The following is a 17164-nucleotide window of genomic DNA, read 5'->3' as shown; positions in this document are numbered from 1 at the left end:
GTGCGGCTACCCTGGCACGGTACGCGCGCGGCCCCGCGGGATGCGGCGCGTACCGCCACCAGTGGACCGCGCCGTTTCGGGCCCGGCCACTCGGCACCCTTCGTACGCCGGACCCGCCGACGTACCATGGCGCCGGAATCTGCAATGCCGCAGGCCCAGACCGAGGAGAGACCCCGTGAGCGACCTTCGTACGCTGCGCAACTACATCAATGGTGAGTTCGTCGACGCGGCTGACGGCCGCACGCTCGACATCGTGGACCCGACCACCGGCGAGGTGTACGCGACGTCGCCGCTGTCCGGTGCCGCGGACGTGGACGCCGCCATGGCCTCCGCCGCCGCCGCGTTCCCGATCTGGCGCGACGCCACCCCGAGCACCCGGCAGAAGCTGCTGCTCAAGATCGCCGACGCGGTCGAGGCCCGGGCCGACGAGATCGTCGACGCCGAGGTGCGCAACACCGGCAAGCCCCGCGGGCTGACCCTCTCCGAGGAGATCGGCCCGATGGTGGACCAGATCCGGTTCTTCGCCGGTGCCGCCCGCCTGCTGGAGGGCAAGGCCGCCGGTGAGTATATGGACGGGATGACCTCGATCATCCGCCGCGAGCCGGTCGGCGTCTGCGCCCAGGTCGCCCCGTGGAACTACCCGATGATGATGGCCGTCTGGAAGTTCGCCCCGGCCATCGCCGCGGGCAACACCGTCGTGCTGAAGCCCTCGGACACCACCCCGGCCTCCACCGTGCTGCTGGCCGAGATCATCGGCGGCGTCCTCAAGGAGCTGGAGCTGCCGGCCGGCATCTTCAACGTCATCTGCGGCGACCGCGAGAGCGGCAAGCTGATGGTCGAGCACCGGACGCCGGCGATGGCCTCCATCACCGGTTCGGTCCGGGCCGGCATCCAGGTCGCCGAGTCGGCCTCCAAGGACGTCAAGCGCGTCCATCTGGAGCTGGGCGGCAAGGCCCCGGTCGTGGTCTTCGAGGACGCCGACATCGCCGAGGCCGTCGAGGGCATCTCGGTGGCGGGCTACTTCAACGCCGGCCAGGACTGTACGGCCGCCACCCGCGTGCTGGTGCACGAGTCGATCCACGACGCCTTCGTCGAGGCGCTGGCCAAGGCCGCGGCCGAGACCAAGACCGGCGGCGTGGACGACGAGGACGTGCTGTACGGCCCGCTGAACAACGCCAACCAGCTGAAGCAGGTGGCCGGCTTCATCGAGCGGCTGCCCGCCCACGCCAAGGTCGAGGCCGGTGGCCACCAGGTCGGCGACAAGGGCTACTTCTACGCCCCGACCGTCGTCTCCGGCCTGAACCAGGACGACGAGATCATCCAGAACGAGGTCTTCGGCCCGGTCATCACCGTGCAGAAGTTCACCGACGAGGACCAGGCCGTCGAGTACGCCAACGGCGTCGAGTTCGCGCTGGCCTCCTCGGTGTGGACCAAGGACCACGCCCGCGCCATGCGGATGTCGCGCCGCCTGGACTTCGGCTGCGTCTGGATCAACACCCACATCCCGCTGGTCGCCGAGATGCCGCACGGCGGCTTCAAGAAGTCCGGCTACGGCAAGGACCTGTCGTCGTACGGCTTCGAGGACTACACCCGCGTGAAGCACGTCATGACCGCGATCTAGCGGGTCGTGACCGTCGGGCGGGGTATGACCGCGATCTAGCGGGTCGTGACCGTCGGGCGGGGTATGACCGCGATCTGAGTGCTGGTATGAACTGACCATGGGCCCGGGGCTTTTCGCCCCGGGCCCTGTGTCTTTGCATCCTGTCGACGGATCGGGTGACCGGCTGACAAGATGAAACTGCCCTTCGGGGACGACCGGCCCTAGCCTTACCGGCATGAGCATCCCCACCGCTGACTCAGCCACCGGCCAGGCGGTCAAGGCCGCCGACCGCGCGCACGTCTTCCACTCGTGGTCCGCCCAGGCGCTGATCGACCCCCTCGCGGTGGCCGGCGCCGAGGGCTCGTACTTCTGGGACTACGACGGCAACCGCTACCTCGACTTCTCCTCGCAGCTGGTCAACACCAACATCGGCCACCAGCACCCGAAGGTGGTCGCCGCGATCCAGGAGCAGGCGGCGAAGCTCTGCACCATCGCCCCCGGCTTCGCGGTCGAGGCGCGCAGCGAGGCCGCCCGGCTGGTCGCCGAGCGCACCCCGGGCGACCTGGACAAGATCTTCTTCACCAACGGCGGCGCCGAGGCCAACGAGAACGCCATCCGGCTGGCCCGGCTGCACACCGGCCGGCAGAAGGTCCTGTCCACCTACCGCTCGTACCACGGCGCCACCGCCAACGCGATCGCCCTGACCGGCGACCCGCGGCGCTGGGCCAACGAGATCGGCGTCTCCGGCGTGGTGCACTTCTGGGGCCCGTACGCCTACCGCTCCAACTTCCACGCCGAGAACGAGGCGCAGGAGTGCGAGCGCGCGCTGCGGCACCTGGAGGAGGTGATCGCGTTCGAGGGGCCGGGCACCGTCGCGGCGGTCATCCTGGAGACCGTGGTCGGCACCGCGGGCATCCTGGTCCCGCCGCCGGGCTACCTGGCCGGGGTGCGGGAGATCTGCGACCGGTACGGCATCGTGTTCATCCTCGACGAGGTGATGGCGGGCTTCGGCCGCACCGGCGAGTGGTTCGCCGCCGACCACTGGGGCGTCACCCCGGACCTGCTCACCTTCGCCAAGGGCGTCAACTCCGGTTACGTGCCGCTGGGCGGCGTGGCGATCAGCGCCGAGATCGCTGCCACCTTCGCCGAGCGGCCGTTCCCCGGCGGGCTCACCTACTCCGGCCACCCGCTGGCCTGTGCCTCGGCGGTGGCCACCATCAACGCCATGGCGGAGGAGGGCATCGTCGAGAACGCCAAGCACATCGGCGAGACGGTGCTCGGCCCCGGGCTGCGCGAGCTGGCCGAGCGGCACCCCTCGATCGGCGAGGTCCGCGGCCTCGGCGTGTTCTGGGCGCTCGACCTGGTGAAGGACCGGGAGACCCGCGAGCCGCTGGTGCCGTACAACGCCGCCGGCGCCGCCAACGCACCGATGGCCGAGCTGGCCGCGGCCTGCAAGCAGCGCGGGCTCTGGCCGTTCGTCAACATGAACCGCTTCCACGTCGTCCCGCCGTGCACCGTCACCGAGGAGGAGGCCAAGACCGGCCTCGCGGTGCTGGACGAGGTGCTGTCGCTCACCGACGCGCACACTGTCTGACGTACCTCCCAGGACGGCCCCGGCGCCCGCGCGTGCCGGGGCCGTCCCACGCTCCGGAAGGCTCCCCATGTCCAGCTCCACCCTGACCCGCCGTTCGTCCGACTCCCGTACTGTGCGCCGACGTTCCGTGCTCGGCGGGGCGGCGCTGCTCGGTGCCGGCACACTGACCGGCTGCGGGATCCCGTCCGCGTACGTCCCCGAGGACCGCCGCTCGGCACCGGACCGTTCGGAGAGCGACCGGAGGCTCGCCTTCTCCAACTGGACGCAGTACATCGACACCGACGACCAGGGCGGCCGACCGACCCTGGACGCCTTCAGCGCCAGCACCGGGATCGCGGTCACCTACACCGAGGACATCAACGACAACGACGAGTTCTTCGGCAAGATCAGCCCGGTGCTCACCCAGGGCGCCGACCCCGGCCGGGACCTGATGGTGGTCAGCGACTGGATGGCCGGGCGGTACGTCTCGCTCGGCTGGGTGCAGGCCATGGACCGGGCCAACCTGCCCCACGTGACCGCCAACCTGGACCCGCAGCTCGCCGACCCGGCCTTCGACCCCGGGCGCCGGCGCAGCGTGCCCTGGCAGTCCGGGATCACCGGCATCGCCTACAACCGCAAGGCGCTCGGCCGGGAGATCAAGTCCACCGCCGACCTGTGGGCGCCTGAACTCAAGGGCCGGGTCACGCTGTTCGCCGGGCTGGACGAGGCGCTCGGGCTGCTGATGCTCTCCCAGGGCGCGGACCTCGCCAGGTTCACCGGGGACGACGCGGACAAGGCGATGGACCTGGTGCAGAAGATGGTCGACACCGGCCACGTCCGCCGCTTCACCGGCAACGACTACACCAGCGACCTCGCCTCCGGGGCGGCCCTCGCCTGCCAGGCCTACTCCGGCGACGCCGTCCAACTCACCGCCGAGAACCCGGACATCGAGTTCGTGGTGCCCGAGGAGGGCGGCGAACTGTGGGCGGAGAGCCTGATGATCCCCAACCGGGCCGTCCACAAGCGCAACGCCGAGGCGCTGATCGACTACTACTACCAGCCCGAAGTGGCCGCCGAACTCGCCGCGTTCGTCCAGTACATCTGTCCGGTGCCGGCCGCCCGCGAGGTGCTGGCGGCCAGCGGCGACAAGGAGAAGGCCGAACTCGCCGAGAACCCGCTGGTGTTCCCGACCGAGGAGATGCGGGCCCGGCTGCACACCATGCGCGACGTCACCTCGGCCGAGCGGCCGCAGCTGCACAAGGTCTGGGGGCGCATCACCGGGGTGTGATCCGCCGTGTTGTGATCCGCGGGGTGTGATCCGCCGGGGTGTGACGGCAACCGGAGCGCGGCCCCCTGGGCTCAGCGGCGGACGGCGTCCAGGGCGAGCAGCGCCACGTGCAAGGACAGGCAGGACTCCACCTGGTCCAGGTCCACGCCGAGGATCCGCTCGACCTTGTGCAGCCGGTCGTAGAAGGACGGCCGGGACAGGTGGGCGGCGTCCGCCGCGGCCGACTTGTTCCGGCCCTGCTCCAGGTAGATCCGCAGCATCTGCACCAACTGGCCGTTGTGCTCGGCGTCGTGGGCCAGCAGCGGGCCCAGCTCTCGCTCCACGTAGGTCTGCAGCCGGGCGTCGTCGCGCAGCAGGTGGAGCAGGCCGCGCAGCCGGACGTCCGGCAGCCGGTAGTAGGAGGAGGTGCGGCCGCCGCCGGGCACGTCGTGCAGCGCGGCGTCGGCGACCTGGGTGGCCTCCAGCAGGGTGCGCCGGGCGTCGCGGACCGATCCGACCGAGGAGCCGACCGCGACCACCGGGGCGGCCGGGTCGCCGCCCTCCCGGCCGGCCTCGGCCGACATCCGGCGCAGGGTGGCCGAGAAGGCGTCCAGCGAGGCGTGCTCCTCCTGCTGGGCGCCGAGCGAGATCAACAGGCCGACGGCCTCGTCGTCCAGCGCGCCGACCAGGGCGGAGAGCCGGGCGGCCCGGGCCGCGCCCGCGGCCAGCTCGGTGAAGTCGCGCAGCCGGGCCTGTGCCTCCAGCGCGGCCGGGATCGGCCCGCGCCGCTGGCGCAGCACCACGCCGACCAGCCGTCGGCCCTCCAGCGGGACGCCGAGCGCCTGGGCGCGCAGCGCCGCCTCGGAGACGGTCAGGGCGTGGGTGAGGATGCCGGAGAGCAGGGTGCGGTGGGTCTGCCGCTCCAGGGACTCCCGGTCGCGGACCACCAGCCGGTTGAGCGCCAGCGCGGAGGCGCCGCGTTCCAGGAGCATGGCGTGCGGGTGGGTCTCGCCCTCGGGCAGCGGGCCGGGCTCCTGGACCAGCACCAGCCGGCCCCAGTCCTGGCCGCGGGCGCCGACGGTGGTGACCAGCCAGCCGCTGCGCGGGTCGTGCCCGGTGCGGCCGGACGGGCGCACCCCGCGCGAGCGGCGCTCCCAGTCCTCCAGTACCTCGGCCTCCGGGCGTCCGGCGGTGTCGTGGGCCAGCACCTGGTGCGCCAGGTTCTCCAGGACGACCGGCGCGCCCGCCATCCGGGCGACCTGCCGGATCACCTCGGGCGGCTCGGCGCCCTCCACCACCAGCTCGTTGAACACCTGGTGCACGGACTCGGAGATGCGCAGCTGCTCCAGCTGGGCGTTGACCACCAGGGCGTGCACGGCCTCGGTGACGGCGACGAAGCGCAGTTCGCGGCGGAGCGTGATCAGCGGCAGCCCGCGTTGCTCGGCGGCGTTGACCAGGGCGCGGGGGAGCGCGTCGAAGTAGCGCCGCCCGAACTCGACGACCAGGCCGGCGACCCCGACCTCGTCCAGCTCGCGGACGTAGCGGGCCAGGCCCTCGCGGTCCTCGGGCAGCGCGATGCCGGTGGTCAGCACCAGCTCGCCGCCGCGGAGCATTCCGGCGACGTCGGGCAGCTCGCTGACGTGGACCCAGCGGACCGGGCGCTCCAGGTGGTCGGCGCCGGCCACGACCTGGGGCAGGCCGCGCCGCATCACCTCCAGGTCGAGTACGCGGGCGACGGTGGGGAGCATCGCGGGCCTCCAGGACCGTGTGGGTTCGGGCTATCCAGGGTTCGGGCTATTCAGGGTGTCAGGTGAATCATCCATCGCCGCGACGACCTGTTGCCCTGCCCGCACCCTTGCACCCTGTAAGGCGCTTCGTACCGAGATTGCCGCAGTGACCCTTGTCACGCCCCGGCGGCAACGGGCATGGTCAGCGGGTCAGCCGTGGCGGAAAACCGATCCTGCACAGGAATCCGTCGCGTGACCGGAAAGCAACCGCGGAATCCCTTGCTAGGAACCCCGCCGGGCTGTCAGGATCGCGCAACCCCCAGTGATCGACACGGCGGACTCCGCTACCGCGGAAGCGCGCTACGGCCCTGCGCAGTCGTACCACCGGCACTTGGAGGAACCAGATGGACCTGACCGACTTCGGCGCAGGCGCGCAGCACATCGCGGGCCGCCGGACCCGGGGCGGCGGCGAGGCCTTCCAGGTCGTCAACCCCGCCGACGGCAGCGTGGTCGAGCAGGTCTCCCTGGCCACCACCGAGGACGTCGACGCGGCCGTCGCAGCGGCAAGGGCCGCCCTGCCGGGCTGGTCCTCGGCCACCCCCGGTGCGCGTTCCGAGGCGCTGACCCGGCTGGCCGCGGTGCTGACCGAGGCCTCCGGGGAGCTCGCCCGGGTGGAGACCGCGCAGACCGGCAAGCCGGTCAAGCTCGCCACCGAGTTCGACGTGCCCGGCACCATCGACAACGCCGCGTTCTTCGCCGGCGCCGCCCGCAACCTGGAGGGCAAGGCGGCCGGCGAGTACTCCGGCGACCACACCTCCTACGTCCGGCGCGAGGCGATCGGCGTGGTCGGCTCGATCTCGCCGTGGAACTACCCGCTGCAGATGGCCGCCTGGAAGATCCTCCCGGCGATCGCGGCGGGCAACACCATCGTGCTCAAGCCGGCCGAGCTGACTCCGCTGACCTCGCTGATGTTCGCTTCGGCGTGCACCGCGGCGGGCATCCCGGACGGCGTGGTCAACGTGGTCACCGGCGCCGGGCGCACCGCCGGCGAGCACCTGGTCGGACACCCGGACGTCGCGATGGTGTCCTTCACCGGCTCCACCGCGGTCGGCAGGCGGGTCGCCGAACTCGCCACTGCGAGCGTCAAGCGCACCCACCTGGAGCTCGGCGGCAAGGCCCCGTTCGTGGTCTTCGACGACGCCGACCTGGACGCCGCCGTGCACGGCGCGGTCGCCGCCTCGCTGATCAACGGCGGCCAGGACTGCACGGCCGCGACCCGCGCGTACGTCCAGCGCCCGCTGTACGACGCGTTCGTGGCCGGGGTGGCCGAGCTGTTCGCGGCGATCCGGATCGGCGACCCGCTGAACCCGCACACCGACCTCGGCCCGCTGGTCTCGTACACCCACCGGGACCGGGTGGCCGGCTTCGTGGAGCGCGCCCGCTCGTACGCCACCGTGGTCACCGGCGGCCGCGCGCCGGCGAAGGGCCACGACGGCACCGACCTCACCCGGGGCGCGTACTACCCGCCGACCCTGATCACCGGCGCGGCCCAGGACAGCGAGGTCGTCCAGGGCGAGATCTTCGGCCCGGTGCTGGTCGTGCTGCCCTTCGACGGCGACGACGAGGGCCTGCGGCTGGCCAACGACACCCCGTACGGCCTGGCCGCCTCCGCCTGGACGGGCAACGTGCACCGCTCGCTGCGCGCCACCCGGGAGCTCGCCGCCGGGTGCGTCTGGGTCAACGACCACATCCCGATCATCAGCGAGATGCCGCACGGCGGCTACAAGGCGTCCGGCTACGGCAAGGACATGTCCCAGTACTCGCTGGACGAGTACACCCAGGTCAAACACGTCATGTTCGACACCACCGCGGTGGCCCGCAAGGACTGGCACCGCACCGTCTTCGGAGACAGATAACCCCCCGGACCGGGGCGCCCCCCCCACGCGCCCCCTCTCCCTCCCCAGGAGGCCCGTTCCATGACGTTCAAGGCGTTCAACGAGCTCACCGACGGTCTGCCCGAACCGGTCCGCAGGGCCTGGGAACGCAGCCTGACCAGCGGCCGGGCCGCACTCGGGCGCCGCACCCTGCTGCGCGCCGCCGCGCTGACCGCCGGAGCGGGCACCCTGGCCGCCTGCGGCATCCCGGCGGCGCCCCGGGCGACCGGCGACGCCACCGCGAACGCCGCCAAGGACCTCTCGGGCACGGAGAAGGAAGTCAGCTTCTCCAACTGGCCGCTGTACGTGGACACCGACGAGAAGGACAAGGAGAAGCACGGTACCCTGGACGCCTTCACCCAGGCCACCGGGATCAAGGTCAAGTACACCGAGGACGTCAACGACAACGTCGAGTTCTTCGGCAAGATCAAGCCGCAGCTCGCCTCCGGCGAGGACACCGGCCGCGACCTGATGGTGCTCACCGACTGGATGGCCGCCCGGCTGATCCGGCTCGGCTGGGTGCAGAAGCTCAACCCGGCGAACGTCACCACCGCGATCACCAACGTCGAGGCCCGCTTCCGCGCCCCCGACTGGGATCCGGGCCGGCTCTACTCCTACCCGTGGGCCGGCATCCAGGTCGTCGTCGCGTACAACAAGAAGGCGACCAAGGGGAGGGAGGTCACCAGCGTCTCCCAGCTGCTGGACGACCCCGAGCTCAAGGGCCGGGTCACCTTCCTCTCCGAGATGCGCGACAGCATCGGGATGGTCCTGCTGGACATGGGCAAGGACCCGGCGAAGTTCACCGCCGACGACTTCGACGCCGCGATCGCCCGGGTGCAGAAGGCCGTCGACAGCAAGCAGATCCGCCGCTTCACCGGCAACGACTACGGCCAGGAGCTGTCCTCCGGCGACATCGCGGCCTGCGTCGCCTGGGGTGGCGACCTGATCCAACTGCGCGCCGACAACCCGGACATCGAGTTCGTCGTCCCGGAGCAGGGGTTCATCGCCTCGACCGACAACCTGCTGGTTCCGGCCAAGGCGCAGCACAAGACGAACGCGGAAAAGCTGATCGACTTCTACTATCAGCCGAAGATCGCGGCGCAGCTGGTCGCGGGCATCGGCTACGTCTCCGCCGTCACGGGGATGAAGGACGAGCTCGCCGCCCTCGCCCCGGACACCGCGGCCAACCCGCTGGTCGTACCCACCCCCGAGATGGCGGCCAAGGCGCACGTGTTCCGCACCCTCACCGAGAGCGAGGAGAGCGACTTCGAGCAGAAGTTCTCCAAGCTCATCGGCGCCTGACCCCCCGTCCCGGCAGAACCGCAGAGACCCAGGAAGACACCACCCCATGACAGACCAGCAGCGAGACGCGGCCGCCGGCGGCGACGTCCGGCTCACCGGCATAGGCAAGACCTACGGCTCCTTCACCGCCGTCCACCCGCTCGACCTGACCGTCCCCCAGGGCTCCTTCTTCGCCCTGCTCGGCGCCTCCGGCTGCGGCAAGACCACCACCCTGCGCATGATCGCCGGCCTGGAGGAGCCCACCAGCGGCACCGTCCTGATCGGCGGCCAGGACGTCACCGCCCTGCCCCCGTACAAGCGGCCGGTGAACACCGTCTTCCAGAGCTACGCGCTCTTCCCGCACCTCGACATCTTCGAGAACGTCGCCTTCGGGCTGCGCCGGCGCGGCAAGAAGGACGTCAAGAAGCAGGTCGACGACATGCTGGAACTGGTCGAACTCGGCCAGTACGCCCGGCGCAAGCCCCACCAGCTCTCCGGCGGCCAGCAGCAGCGCGTCGCCGTCGCCCGCGCGCTGATCAACCACCCGCAGGTGCTGCTCCTGGACGAGCCGCTCGGCGCGCTCGACCTCAAGCTCCGCCGCCAGATGCAGCTGGAGCTCAAGCGGATCCAGACCGAGGTCGGCATCACCTTCGTGCACGTCACCCACGACCAGGAGGAGGCCATGACCATGGCCGACACCATCGCGGTGATGAACGGCGGCCGGGTCGAGCAACTGGGCGCCCCCGCCGAGCTGTACGAGAACCCCGCCACCACCTTCGTGGCCAACTTCCTCGGCCAGTCCAACCTGCTGCCCGCCGAGGTCACCGGCACCGCGGGCGGCGACCTGCTGCTCAGCGCGGCCGGCGCCCGGCTCACCGTGCCGAAGGCCCGCTGCGCCACCGACGCCAAGCGCGTCCACCTGGGCGTGCGCCCGGAGAAGATCACCATCACGCACGCCTCCGAGGAGGTCGCCGACGGCCGCAACCAACTCGCCGGCACCGTCCTCGACTCCAGCTTCATCGGCGTCTCCACCCAGTACGTGGTGCGCACCGAGGGCGGCCAGGAGGTCAGCGTCTTCGAGCAGAACATGGAACGCGACGCCCGGATCGTCCCCGGCGCCGCCGTCCGGCTGCACTGGAACCCGGCGCACTCCTTCGCCCTCGACGCCTCGCAGGCGATCGACGCGGGCACCGTGGAGGAGGCCGCATGACCGCCGCCACCCCGGCCGCGCCGCCGCAGGTCATCCCGTTGGCACCGGCGGAGCGGAAGCCGAAGCGCAAGCTCACTCCGTACTGGCTGCTGCTGCCCGGCATCGCCTGGCTGGTCGTCTTCTTCGCCGTTCCGATGATCTACCAGGCGTCCACCTCGCTGCAGACCGGTTCGCTCGAAGAGGGCTTCAAGGTCACCTGGCACCTCTCGACCTACTGGGACGCCCTGGTCGAGTACAAGTGGCACTTCGTCCGCTCGTTCTCCTACGCCGCCGTTGCCACCGTGCTCTGCCTGGCCGTCGGTTATCCGCTCGCGTACACGATCGCCTTCAAGGCGAACAAGCGCTGGCGCAACGTCATCCTGATCCTGGTCATCGCGCCGTTCTTCACCAGCTTCCTGATCCGCACGCTGGCCTGGAAGACCATCCTGTCCGACGGCGGTCCGGTGGTCGGCGCGCTGAACGCGCTGCACGTCCTGGACCTCACCAACCTGGTCGGCCTCACCGACGGCGACCGGGTGCTGGCCACCCCGCTCGCGGTGGTCTGCGGACTGACGTACAACTTCCTGCCGTTCATGATCCTGCCGCTGTACACCTCGCTGGAGCGGATCGACCCCCGCCTGCACGAGGCGGCCGGCGACCTCTACGCCCGCCCGTTCACCACCTTCCGCAAGGTCACCTTCCCGATCTCGCTGCCGGGCGTGGTCGCGGGCACCCTGCTGACCTTCATCCCGGCCTCCGGCGACTACATCAACGCCCAGCTGCTGGGCTCGCCGAGCGAGCAGATGGTCGGCAACGGCATCCAGAAGCAGTTCCTGAACGTGCTCGACTACCCCACGGCAGCTGCGCTGAGCTTCATCCTGATGGCCCTGATCCTGGCCATGGTGACGGTCTACATGCGCAAGGCCGGGACGGAGGAACTGGTCTGATGTCCCGCATCGTCAAGTGGATCCGCGCCCACCTCGTGGTGCTGGCCGGCCTGCTGGCCCTCGCCTACCTGGTGCTGCCCAACCTGGTCGTGCTCGCCTTCTCGTTCAACAAGCCGGTGGGCAAGTTCAACTACGAGTGGAACGAGTTCTCCACCGACGCCTGGACCAACCCCTGCGGCGTGGCCGACATGTGCCAGTCGCTCTCGCTCAGCCTGCAGATCGCGGTGTTCGCCACCATCGGCGCCACCGTGCTCGGCACCATGGTCGCCTTCGCACTGGCCCGCCACCGCTTCCGCGGCCGCTCGGCCACCACCGCGATGATCTTCCTGCCGATGGCCATGCCCGAGGTGGTCATGGCAGCCTCGCTCGGGACGCTCTTCCTCAACATGCGCATCCCGTTCGGCTTCACCACCATCCTGATCGCGCACATCATGTTCTGCCTCAGCTTCGTGGTGACGGCCGTCAAGGCGCGCGTGACGAGCATGGACCCGAGGCTCGAACAGGCCGCCCAGGACCTGTACGCGACCCCCACCCAGACCTTCCTCAAGGTCACCCTGCCGCTGGCCGCCCCCGGCATCGCGGCGGGCGCACTGCTCAGCTTCGCGCTCTCCTTCGACGACTTCATCATCACCCAGTTCAACTCGGGCCCGACCACCGTCACCTTCCCGATGTTCGTCTGGGGCGCCTCGCAACGCGGCATCCCGGTGCAGGTGAACGTCATCGGCACCGCGATGTTCCTCGCCGCCGTCGCACTGACCGTCGCCGGCCAGTGGCTCGGCAACCGCAGGAAGGCCACCGCCTGACGTACGGTCGGTCAGCGGTGGCTCGTAACGTCATCTATCCGTGGAAAGTGGCTGATAATGCATGGACTCCGCGCGCGCACTCAGTGACGCCAGGCCCACCCCCTTCTGGCTGGAGGACCCGGGCCGGCCGGCGGCACTCCCCGCCCTGGTGGGCGACACCACCTGCGACCTGCTGGTCGTCGGCGGCGGCTACTCCGGCCTGTGGACCGCCCTCATCGCCAAGGAACGCGACCCCGCCCTGGACGTCGTGCTGGTCGAGGGCAACGAGGTCGGGTGGGCCGCCTCCGGGCGCAACGGCGGATTCTGCGCGGCCAGCCTCACCCACGGCTTCGGCAACGGCCTGGAACGCTGGCCCTCCGAACTCGCCCAGCTGGAACGCCTCGGCGCGGCCAACCTCGACGCCATCGAGGAGACCCTGAAGCGCCACGGCATCGACGCCGAATGGGAGCGCACCGGGGAGATCGACGTGGCCACCCAGCCGCACCAGGTCGAGGAACTGCACGAGGTCGCCGAAGCCGTCGCCCGGTACGGCCTCGACATCACCGTCCTGGACGCCGACCAGCTGCGCGCCGAGGTGAACTCGCCGACCTTCCTCGGCGGCCTCTGGGACAAGGAGGGCGTGGCCATGGTCCACCCCGCCAAACTCGCCTGGGGCCTCAAGGACGCCTGCGTGCGCCTGGGCGTGCGGATCTTCGAGCACACCCGGGCCACCGACCTGCGGGAGCACGGCAGCGGCATGGCCGCCCGCACCCCGTACGGGCGGGTCTTCGCCCGGCGGGTCGCGCTCGGCACCAACGTGTTCCCGTCCCTGCTCAAGCGCGTCCGTCCGTACATCGTGCCGGTGTACGACTACGCGCTGATGACCGAACCGCTCAACGCGGAGCAGCTGGCCTCGATCGGCTGGCGCGGGCGGCAGGGGCTCGGCGACAGCGCCAACAAGTTCCACTACTTCCGGCTCTCCGCCGACAACCGGATCCTGTGGGGCGGCTACGACGCGGTCTACCACTACGGCGGCCACGTCCGGCACGAGTACGACCAGCGGCCGGAGACCTTCCGCACCCTCGCCGGCAACTTCTTCCGCTGCTTCCCGCAGCTGGAGGGGCTGCGCTTCACCAACGCCTGGGGCGGGGCGATCGACACCTGCAGCCGGTTCTCGGCGTTCTTCGACACCGCGTACCGGGGCAAGGTCGCGTACGCGGTCGGCTTCACCGGGCTCGGCGTCGGCGCCACCCGCTTCGGCGCCGAAGTGATGCTCGACCTGCTCGCGGGCGAGCGCACCGAGCGCACCTCGCTGGAGATGGTGCGCAGCAAGCCGCTGCCGTTCCCGCCCGAGCCGGTGCGGTGGGCCGGGATCGAGATCACCACCCGGTCGCTGGAGCGGGCCGACCGCAACGGGGGCCACCGCAACCTGTGGCTGCGCACGCTCGACCGGCTGGGTCTGGGCTTCGACAGCTGACCTCGGCCGGCGGCAGCTGACCCCGGCCGGCGCAGCTCCGGGCAGCTCGCAGCAGCTTTCGACCGCCGATCCGTTCGTTCCCGCGTCCGCGACCCGTGTAAGAGGGACCCGCCGTCCGCCTCTCCTTGGTGACGGCGGGTCTCGCCTTTCCCGCCGCGCCCCAACAGGACGAACGGCAAGAAGCGGGGACAGACATGGAGAGCACCGGACTGCACTGGCTCGCCCAGGTGGCACCGGACCCGGAATCCTTCCGGGAACAGTGGGAGCGCACCCGGCTGGGCCTGATGCTGCTACCGGCCGGCCGCCGCTGGGACGTCCTCTCCGTCCCCGGACGGCTCGGGCGCCCGGCGCTGGAGATCCTGGACACCGGCTCCCGCGGCCCGGCGCTCACCGACTTCGGCGAGGAGCACGTCAACTTCCTGGTGCCGGTCGGCACCGCCGCGCGCTGGGTCGGCACCGGCGTGCGCGGCGCGGGGGAGGGCACCTGGATCGTCGTCCCGCACCCCGAGCGCAGCAGTCGGGGGGTGCGCTGGCTGGTCCCGCCCGACGGCTCCGGGCGGCTCAACGACCCGGTGCTGCTGGAGCTCGCCCTGCACGAGGCCGCGGCGGAGCTCAGCGGGTGGTGAGGCGGGCGACTCGTCCCTGAGGGGCCGGCGGTGGCGCGCGGAGCGGGCGGTCGCGTCAGACTGGAGGTGTGACCACCGCCCCGCACACCGTCGACGCGTCCCTGCGACCGGGCCGCGCGCAGCTGCGCCTCGCCGCCGTGGCCGCGCCGGTCTGCGACCGGTACGGCCTCGCCCTGGCCGGCGGGCACGCGCTGCGCGCCCACGGCGTCGCGGCCTGCGCCCAGGACGGGCTCACCCTGGCGACCGGCGGGGCCGACCTGCCGGAGGTGGCCGAGGCACTGGGCGAGGCCTACCGGGCGGCGGGCGGCGGAGTCGCCGAGCGGCCGGGCACGCCGCGGCTGGAACAGCTGGTCGTCCGGCTGGCACTGGGCGGGCGGTCGCACTCGGTGGAACTGCGCAAGGAGCCGCTGGGGCACCGGCCGGTCCGGCTCGACCTCGGCACGCCCGGGCCGGACGGGCCGGACGAGCCGCCGGTGGTGCTGCCGGTCGTCGCCCTGGAGGACGCGGCGGCGCTGGCCACCGCGCTGCTCGTGGACCGCGGCATGCCGCGCGACCTGATCGACGTGCACGCCCTCACCCGCTGCTACCGGGAGGGCGAACTGCTCGCCCTGGCAGGGGAGTTGGACCAGGACTTCCAGCCCGCGGCGCTCGCCGACCGGCTGGAGACGCTCGCCGAGGCGGCAGACGGACGGTTCCGTGCCCGGGGCGTCCCGGCCGGGGCGGTGGACGGGCTGAAGCGGTGGGCGCTGGCGTGGGCGCAGGACCTGAGGCTGGACCTGCTGGAGACCCAGGAGGCGGCGGACGGGCTGCACGATCCGTACCTGGAGGACGAGGAGGCCTGAGCGGCCTCGGTGCTTCGATGGCCTCGGTACCTCGACGGCCTCGGTGCCTCGACGGCCTCGGTGCCCCGGCGGCCTCGGTGCCTCGATGGCCTTGATCCCGCCTGGCGCGCACCCGTTCGGAGTAGTGACCGGACGACCTGTAAGGCTGAATCCAGGATCCCCGTCAGCCTGTTCGTTGAGCCCGGCTCGGTCGGCCACCAGACTGGAGACGAGAGCGCGGTAGCCCCGTGAATTCCCGTCGCCCGGCCCACTCGCGGGCGGCGCCAGACCGGACCGGTGGCAGGACGCCGCCCGGGACTTCGGAGGCAGACGGACTTGAGCAAGCACATCATTCACTGGATCGCCGGCAAGCCGGTCGCCACCGCCGGTGCGGCGCCCCGCCGCGGCGACGTCTTCGACCCGGCCACCGGCCAGGTCGCCGGTCAGGTCGACTTCGCCGGGATCGCCGAGGTCGACCAGGCCGTCGCCGCCGCCGCCTCGGCGTTCACCGAGTGGCGCACCGCCTCGGTCGCCAAGCGGTCGACGGTGCTCTTCGCCTTCCGCGAGCTGCTGAACGCCCGCCGTGAGGAGCTGGCCTCGATCATCGTGGCGGAGCACGGCAAGGTGCACTCCGACGCCCTCGGCGAGATCGCCCGCGGCCTGGAGGTCGTGGAGTACGCCTGCGGCATCCCGCAGCTCATCAAGGGCGGCTTCACCGAGCAGGCCTCCACCGGCATCGACGTCTACTCGATCCGCCAGCCGCTCGGCCCGGTCGCGATCATCTCGCCGTTCAACTTCCCGGCCATGGTGCCGATGTGGTTCTTCCCGATCGCCATCGCGGCCGGCAACACCGTCGTGGTGAAGCCCTCGGAGAAGGACCCGTCCGCCGCCAACTTCCTCGCCGAGCTGTGGAAGGAGGCCGGCCTGCCGGACGGCGTCTTCAACGTCGTCCACGGCGACAAGGTCGCCGTCGACCGCCTGCTGGAGCACCCGGACATCAAGTCCGTCAGCTTCGTCGGCTCCACCCCGATCGCCCGCTACGTCTACGAGACCGGCACCCGCTACGGCAAGCGCGTGCAGGCCCTCGGCGGCGCCAAGAACCACATGCTGGTCCTGCCCGACGCCGACCTCGACCTGGCCGCCGACGCCGCCGTCAACGCCGGCTTCGGCGCGGCCGGCGAGCGCTGCATGGCGGTGTCCGTCCTGGTCGCGGTCGACCCGATCGGCGACGAGCTGGTCGAGAAGATCAAGCAGCGGATCGCCACCCTGAAGGTCGGCCCCGGCTGCAACGGCGACTCCGAGATGGGCCCGCTGGTCACCGGCCAGCACCGCGACAAGGTCACCTCCTACGTGGAGTCCGGTGTCGCCGACGGCGCCGAGCTCGCCGTGGACGGCCGCAAGCACCCGATCACCGCCGAAGACAGGGACGGCACCCCGACCGCCGACGGCTTCTGGCTCGGCCCCACGCTGTTCGACCACGTCAAGCCCGGCATGTCCGTCTACAACGACGAGATCTTCGGCCCGGTCCTTTCCGTGGTGCGCGTCTCCTCCTACGACGAGGGCCTGGCGCTCATCAACGCCAACCCGTACGGCAACGGCACCGCCCTCTTCACCAACGACGGCGGCGCCGCCCGGCGCTTCCAGTTCGAGGTGGAGGTCGGCATGGTCGGCATCAACGTGCCGATCCCGGTGCCGGTCGCCTACTACTCCTTCGGCGGCTGGAAGGCCTCGCTGTTCGGCGACGCCCACGCGTACGGCCCGGACGGCGTGCAGTTCTTCACCCGCGGCAAGGCCGTGACCCAGCGCTGGCTGGACCCGTCGCACGGCGGCATCAACCTGGGCTTCCCGACCAACAGCTGATCCCGCTGATCCCGCAGCCCCGCCCGCGTGCCGGCCGGGCCCCTCTCGCCGGGGCCCGGCCGGCCGCTTTGCACATCGTT

Annotated in this window: 13 protein-coding genes; 12 read left to right on the top strand and 1 reads right to left on the bottom strand. The window is 71.4% G+C overall.

The genetic code is table 11. The annotated features are described in order from the left end of the window. The first annotated feature begins 175 nt into the window (after positions 1-175). The 3 genes from CRP52_RS10020 to CRP52_RS10010 all read left to right on the top strand — a co-directional run bounded on the left by CRP52_RS10020 (position 176) and on the right by CRP52_RS10010 (position 4461). A complete protein-coding gene (locus tag CRP52_RS10020; RefSeq protein WP_097236076.1) occupies positions 176-1621 on the top strand; it encodes a gamma-aminobutyraldehyde dehydrogenase in 1446 nt (481 codons plus the stop codon). Positions 1622-1835: 214 nt separating this feature from the next. After that, positions 1836-3194, top strand: coding sequence for an aspartate aminotransferase family protein (locus CRP52_RS10015; RefSeq protein WP_097236075.1), 1359 nt, complete (start codon positions 1836-1838; stop codon positions 3192-3194). 67 nt (positions 3195-3261) lie between these two features. Beyond that, entirely contained in the window at positions 3262-4461 is a 1200-nt protein-coding gene (locus tag CRP52_RS10010; protein WP_097236074.1) for a polyamine ABC transporter substrate-binding protein, read from the top strand. Between the two features lie 71 nt (positions 4462-4532). On the opposite strand, the gene CRP52_RS10005 is transcribed toward CRP52_RS10010, so the two are convergent. Next, complete coding sequence (locus tag CRP52_RS10005; RefSeq protein WP_097236073.1) at positions 4533-6188, bottom strand: PucR family transcriptional regulator; 1656 nt, start codon at positions 6186-6188, stop codon at positions 4533-4535. A gap of 383 nt (positions 6189-6571) precedes the next feature. Here CRP52_RS10005 and CRP52_RS10000 point away from each other — a divergent pair, with 383 nt between their 5' ends. From CRP52_RS10000 to CRP52_RS09960, 9 genes are all read left to right on the top strand, one after another. After that, positions 6572-8083, top strand: coding sequence for a gamma-aminobutyraldehyde dehydrogenase (locus CRP52_RS10000; RefSeq protein WP_097236072.1), 1512 nt, complete (start codon positions 6572-6574; stop codon positions 8081-8083). 60 nt (positions 8084-8143) lie between these two features. Beyond that, a complete protein-coding gene (locus tag CRP52_RS09995) occupies positions 8144-9403 on the top strand; it encodes a polyamine ABC transporter substrate-binding protein (RefSeq protein ID WP_097236071.1) in 1260 nt (419 codons plus the stop codon). A 46-nt stretch (positions 9404-9449) separates the two neighbouring features. Further along, positions 9450-10592 carry an ABC transporter ATP-binding protein gene (locus CRP52_RS09990; RefSeq protein ID WP_097236070.1) on the top strand — a complete coding sequence of 381 codons (1143 nt, stop codon included), beginning with the start codon at positions 9450-9452 and terminating at the stop codon, positions 10590-10592. After that, positions 10589-11518: an ABC transporter permease gene (locus CRP52_RS09985; protein WP_097236069.1), complete on the top strand. Its 930-nt coding sequence runs from the start codon at positions 10589-10591 to the stop codon at positions 11516-11518. Before CRP52_RS09990 ends, CRP52_RS09985 begins: the two co-directional genes overlap by 4 nt. After that, positions 11518-12321 (top strand): ABC transporter permease, encoded by an 804-nt coding sequence (locus CRP52_RS09980; protein ID WP_097236068.1) that lies wholly within the window; start codon positions 11518-11520, stop codon positions 12319-12321. The genes CRP52_RS09985 and CRP52_RS09980 overlap by 1 nt, the downstream gene beginning before the upstream one ends. A gap of 61 nt (positions 12322-12382) precedes the next feature. Beyond that, a complete protein-coding gene (locus CRP52_RS09975; RefSeq protein WP_097236067.1) occupies positions 12383-13777 on the top strand; it encodes an NAD(P)/FAD-dependent oxidoreductase in 1395 nt (464 codons plus the stop codon). A 194-nt stretch (positions 13778-13971) separates the two neighbouring features. Beyond that, positions 13972-14403 (top strand): hypothetical protein, encoded by a 432-nt coding sequence (locus CRP52_RS09970; protein WP_097236066.1) that lies wholly within the window; start codon positions 13972-13974, stop codon positions 14401-14403. A gap of 68 nt (positions 14404-14471) precedes the next feature. After that, complete coding sequence (locus tag CRP52_RS09965; RefSeq protein WP_097236065.1) at positions 14472-15245, top strand: nucleotidyl transferase AbiEii/AbiGii toxin family protein; 774 nt, start codon at positions 14472-14474, stop codon at positions 15243-15245. A 315-nt stretch (positions 15246-15560) separates the two neighbouring features. Further along, positions 15561-17084 (top strand): CoA-acylating methylmalonate-semialdehyde dehydrogenase, encoded by a 1524-nt coding sequence (locus tag CRP52_RS09960; protein WP_097236064.1) that lies wholly within the window; start codon positions 15561-15563, stop codon positions 17082-17084. The last annotated feature ends 80 nt before the right edge of the window (positions 17085-17164 follow it).

This window comes from Streptomyces sp. 1331.2, from assembly GCF_900199205.1.
Classification (GTDB): domain Bacteria; phylum Actinomycetota; class Actinomycetes; order Streptomycetales; family Streptomycetaceae; genus Kitasatospora.
Note: the sequence above shows the minus strand (reverse complement) of the source record. Positions and strands in the feature narration are given on the sequence as shown.

Coding starts and splice junctions, on each gene's coding strand:
- CRP52_RS10015 (WP_097236075.1), top strand. CDS start 1,836: ATGAGCATCCCCACCGCTGACTCAGCCACCGGCCAGGCGGTCAAGGCC.
- CRP52_RS10010 (WP_097236074.1), top strand. CDS start 3,262: ATGTCCAGCTCCACCCTGACCCGCCGTTCGTCCGACTCCCGTACTGTG.
- CRP52_RS10005 (WP_097236073.1), bottom strand. CDS start 6,188: ATGCTCCCCACCGTCGCCCGCGTACTCGACCTGGAGGTGATGCGGCGC.
- CRP52_RS10000 (WP_097236072.1), top strand. CDS start 6,572: ATGGACCTGACCGACTTCGGCGCAGGCGCGCAGCACATCGCGGGCCGC.
- CRP52_RS09995 (WP_097236071.1), top strand. CDS start 8,144: ATGACGTTCAAGGCGTTCAACGAGCTCACCGACGGTCTGCCCGAACCG.
- CRP52_RS09990 (WP_097236070.1), top strand. CDS start 9,450: ATGACAGACCAGCAGCGAGACGCGGCCGCCGGCGGCGACGTCCGGCTC.
- CRP52_RS09985 (WP_097236069.1), top strand. CDS start 10,589: ATGACCGCCGCCACCCCGGCCGCGCCGCCGCAGGTCATCCCGTTGGCA.
- CRP52_RS09980 (WP_097236068.1), top strand. CDS start 11,518: ATGTCCCGCATCGTCAAGTGGATCCGCGCCCACCTCGTGGTGCTGGCC.
- CRP52_RS09975 (WP_097236067.1), top strand. CDS start 12,383: ATGGACTCCGCGCGCGCACTCAGTGACGCCAGGCCCACCCCCTTCTGG.
- CRP52_RS09970 (WP_097236066.1), top strand. CDS start 13,972: ATGGAGAGCACCGGACTGCACTGGCTCGCCCAGGTGGCACCGGACCCG.